General features: G+C 72.8%; 3 protein-coding genes and 1 pseudogene. All 4 read right to left on the reverse strand.

The features are described from left to right. A partial coding sequence (locus BFF76_RS30190; protein ID WP_244167378.1) for a PrsW family intramembrane metalloprotease occupies positions 1 to 1,061 on the reverse strand: 1,061 nt, incomplete at its 3' end. A 70-nt stretch (positions 1,062 to 1,131) separates the two neighbouring features. After that, positions 1,132 to 2,016 (reverse strand): tRNA (guanosine(46)-N7)-methyltransferase TrmB, encoded by an 885-nt coding sequence (gene trmB, locus BFF76_RS30195; protein WP_031097425.1) that lies wholly within the window; start codon positions 2,014 to 2,016, stop codon positions 1,132 to 1,134. Next, positions 2,009 to 3,265, reverse strand: a complete 1,257-nt coding sequence (gene lhgO, locus BFF76_RS30200; protein ID WP_031097427.1) for an L-2-hydroxyglutarate oxidase — start codon at positions 3,263 to 3,265, stop codon at positions 2,009 to 2,011. Before lhgO ends, trmB begins: the two co-directional genes overlap by 8 nt. 151 nt (positions 3,266 to 3,416) lie before the next feature. Beyond that, positions 3,417 to 4,147, reverse strand: a pseudogene (locus BFF76_RS30205) (sporulation protein); the annotation flags it as partial.

The following is a 4,147-nucleotide window of genomic DNA, read 5'->3' on the forward strand; positions in this document are numbered from 1 at the left end:
GCCGGCGGGAGCTGCGCACGCTCTCCACGGAGCTGCCGGTGTACGCGGCGGCCGGCTGGCTCACCCCGGCCGAGCCCCACGCACTGGCCTCGATGCGTGCGCAGCTCCCGCCGGCGCGACCAGATCGCGAGCCAGGTCACCAGGCCGAAGCACGGCATCATGAACGCGCCGTACACCGCGTAGAAGCCGTACGGGCCGAAGGCCGACGAGCCGTTCCACAGGGCGTGCACGCCCATGGCGAGGACGAGCCCGAGCAGCGGCAGGACGACTCTGCGCACCCGGTGACGGTGCCCGCCGAGCGCAGCGATGCCGAAGCCGATGCCGGAGAGCACCGTGAACAAGGGGTGCGCGAACGGCGACATCACCACGCGCACGAAGAACGTCCCGGCCGTGACGGAGGCCAGGCCCGTGGTCCCGAGCTGCTGGTCCTCGCCGAAGGCGTTGCCCAGGTAGAGGATGTTCTCGGTGAACGCGAAGCCGGTCGCGGTGAAGCCGGCGATCACGATGCCGTCGACGATTCCGCCGAACTGCCGTCTGCGGAAGAGGAGGATCAGCAGGATCGCGATGGCCTTCGCGCTCTCCTCGACGACCGGGGCGACCAGGGTGGCCCCGAGGGTGTCGGCGCTCGCCGGATCCGCGGTGGCCGTGGCTATCCACCGGGTCGCGAGGGAGTTGGCGAGGATCGCCACGAGCGCGGCGGCGCACGCACCCCAGGAGAAGGCGAACAGCAGATTCGGCCACGGGCCCGGCTCCACCCGGTCGAGCCAGCGGAACGCCGCCATCAGCAGCGGTACGGGCAGGACGGCCAGCCCCAGTCCCACCAGGAAGCCCTCGGTGCCCGTCTGCTGGCGCACCAGGGCCAGGATCACCAGGCCGCAGAGCGCGAGCACCGTGATCACCGCACCGGCGCGGAACGCCTTGCTGCGCCAGACCATGCCGACGCGACGGGGCCGGTAACGCCACTGGCCTCGCTCCGGGACGGCACCCAGGAACTCGTCGAGCTGCTGCTCCTCGAGAACCGGGACGGCCGGCTGCTGGTGCTGCACGGACCCCTCGGACATCCGACGACCCTAACGAGGGCCACTGACACCTGGCCACGCCGCGGTGGACGGGATGCCGGGCGATGGCTGATCAGCGACGGGTGAACAGCACGTCGTGCACGACGTGTCCCTTGTCCAGGCCCTGGCCCTCGAAGCGGGTCAGGGGCCGGAACGCGGGCCGGGGCGTGTAGCCGCCGTCCTCCCGGGTGTTCTCGAACAGGGGGTGCGCCGTCAGGACCTCCAGCATCTGTTCCGCGTACGGCTCCCAGTCCGTCGCGCAGTGGACGAACGCGCCCGGCTTCAACCGCTGCGCCACCAGGTCGAGGAACTCCGGCTGGATCAGCCGCCGCTTGTGGTGCCGCTTCTTGGGCCACGGGTCGGGGAAGAACACCCGGAGCCCGTCCAGCGCGTCCGGTTCCAGCATTTCGCGGAGCAGGATGATCGCGTCACCGTTGGCCACACGGACGTTGGACAGCCCCGCCCGCTCCGCGAGACTCAGTAGATTGCCCTGGCCCGGGGTGTGCACATCGACGGCCAGGATTCCGGTGACCGGGTCGTCCGCCGCCATCTGCGCGGTCGCCTCGCCCATGCCGAAGCCGATCTCAAGTACCACAGGGAGGCCGTCGAACAGCGTGGGGAGATCGAGGACGCCACGGCCGTCGATGTCGAGGCCCCAGGTGGGCCACAGACGCTGGAGGGCGTCCTCCTGGCCGGTGGTCACCCGGCTGCGGCGCGGCTGGAAGCTGCGGATGCGGCGCTCGTGGTGCGAGCCCGCCGGGTCGGCCGCCGGACCGCCGGGGAAGCGGGGCTCCTGGCGCAGCCTCCGCTGACGCTCGAAGGACGCCGCACGCCGAGCCTCGGCGTCCGTGTCCCCGTCCGTCTCCGGGGCGGTGGCGGGCGCGGTCTCCGGCGGGACGCCGGGCGTCTCCGCGGTGGGGCCGGGCGTCTCTGGGGTGGGGTTCACAGGATCAGACACAATGACCCGATTCTACGGCGGGAGGCGTCCACCCCGTCGCGCGAGCCCGCAGCAGGGCCCGTCGCGCCACCTCCCTCCCGATGGGCAGTGAAGCGGTGGCCGCGGGGGACGGGGCGTTGAGCACGTGCACGGTGTGCGGGGCGTCCCGGATCAGGAAGTCGTCCACCAGTGTGCCGTCCCGAAGGACCGCCTGGGCCCTGACCCCGGCCGGGGAGGGCCGCAGATCGGCCTCCGTCACCTCCGGCAGCAGCCGCTGGACGGCCCGGGTGAACGCGCTCTTCGACAGCGATCTGTGCACCTCGCCCGCCCCGTACCGCCAGTGCCGCCGGGCGATCCGCCAGGAGCCGGGCCAGGCCAGGGTGGCGGCCAGATCCCGCGGACGGACGACCGCCCGGCCGTAGCCCTCGCGGGCCAGCGCCGGCACGGCGTTCGGGCCGACGTGGACCGTGCCGTCGATGCCCCGGGTCAGGTGCACCCCGAGGAACGGGAACGCGGGGTCCGGCACCGGATAGACGAGCCCGCGCACCAGCTCGGGCCTGGCCAGCTCGTAGTACTCCCCGCGGAACGGCACGATGCGCGCCCCCGGGTCGTCGCCCGCGAGCAGCGCCACCCGGTCGCTGTGCAGCCCCGCGCAGTTGACCAGCACACGGGCCCTGACCACCTGGCCGTCTGACGTGCGCACCGCGATGCCCCACGGGCGCCGGTCGACGGCGACGACCTCCGCGCCGTAGCGGATCTGTCCCCCCGAGGCGCTCACCTCGGCGGCGAACCGGACGGTCACGGCGGTGAAGTCGCACACCCCCGTCGTCCCGACCCGGATCGCCGCGAGGCCGCGCACCTGCGGTTCGTATTCAGCGATCTGCGCGGGTCCGAGCTCCCGGACCGGCAGACCGTGCGCCCGGCCGCGCTGCACCAGGGCGTGCAGCCGGGGCAATTCGTCCTTGCCGGTCGCGACGATCAGCTTGCCCGTCACCGCGTGGGCGATCCCGTGCTCGGCGCAGAAGTCCACCATCTCGGCGGCGCCCCGCAGCGCGTAGCGCGCCTTGAGCGAGCCCGGCGGGTAGTAGATGCCGCTGTGGATCACCCCGCTGTTGCGCCCGGTCTGGTGCCTGGCGGGGCCCCACTCCTTCTCCAGCACCGTGACCCTGGTGCCCGGTGCGGTGCGCGTGATCGCGTACGCGGTCGACAGACCGACGATTCCGCCACCGATCACCAGAACATCGCAGTCGTACGCCGCGTGCGTCGTCATCACGCCACCTCCCACCCCGATAGTGCACTGACCCACTGACAACGGGCTCAAACCAGGGCTGGCGTGCGCGTGGCGCGATGTTCCGCCCCCGGACCATGCCAAACCGGGGCGCAACGGTGAAGCCGGTCGTCCCCGGGGCCCGTCGTCCGGATCAGACGGGGGCGACCAGGAGTGGTCTGGCCCGTTCCCGCAGCTCGGCCACGCGGGGTTCGTCCCCGTACGGCTCCAGGCGGTGCAGCAGGTCGCGTACGTACTCGTTGGTGCGCGCCGAGGAGATGCGGCCCGCCACCTCGACCGCCCGCGTCCCCGCCGCGCAGGCCGCGTCGAGGTTGCCCGACTCCAGCTCGGCGACCGCGGACACGACGAGCCGCAGACCGTGGGAGCGGACGAACTCGTCGGTGGGTTTCGACAGGGCCTGCTCGGTGAAGCGCCGCACCTGGCGGGGCGCCTTGAGATCGCGATAGCACTCGGCGGCGTCGGCGGCGAACCTGTCGTACGAGTAGAAGCCGAGCCACGCCGGGTCGGAGTCACCGGTCCGGGAGCGCTCCAGCCAGCTCTCGGCGGCCCGGAGCGCGGCCCCCGCGGCCGGTGCGTCGCCGGCCTTGGCGTGGGCGCGCGCCTCCACGAGCCGGAAGAAACTCATGGTCCGTGCGGTGGCGAGCCCGCGATTGCGTTCGACCGCGGCCTGCGCGAGGTCCACGCCCTCGTCGGCGAAGCCGCGGTAGGTCGCCTGCAGGGACATCGACGCCAGGACGTAACCGCCCAGCGGCACGTCCGCGGCGGCGCGGGCCAGGCGCAGCGCCTGGATGTAGTAGCGCTGGGCGGTTACGTCCTGGCGTCGATGTCCCTGCAGGCGACCTACCGCGGCTTCGCCGACGAGGG

The organism is Streptomyces mutomycini, from assembly GCF_001700505.1.
GTDB classification, from domain to species: Bacteria; Actinomycetota; Actinomycetes; order Streptomycetales; family Streptomycetaceae; genus Streptomyces; species Streptomyces mutomycini.

What these genes read in the sequence shown, in the direction of transcription:
- lhgO (WP_031097427.1), bottom strand. Translation starts at nt 3,265, where the DNA reads ATGACGACGCACGCGGCGTACGACTGCGATGTTCTGGTGATCGGTGGC.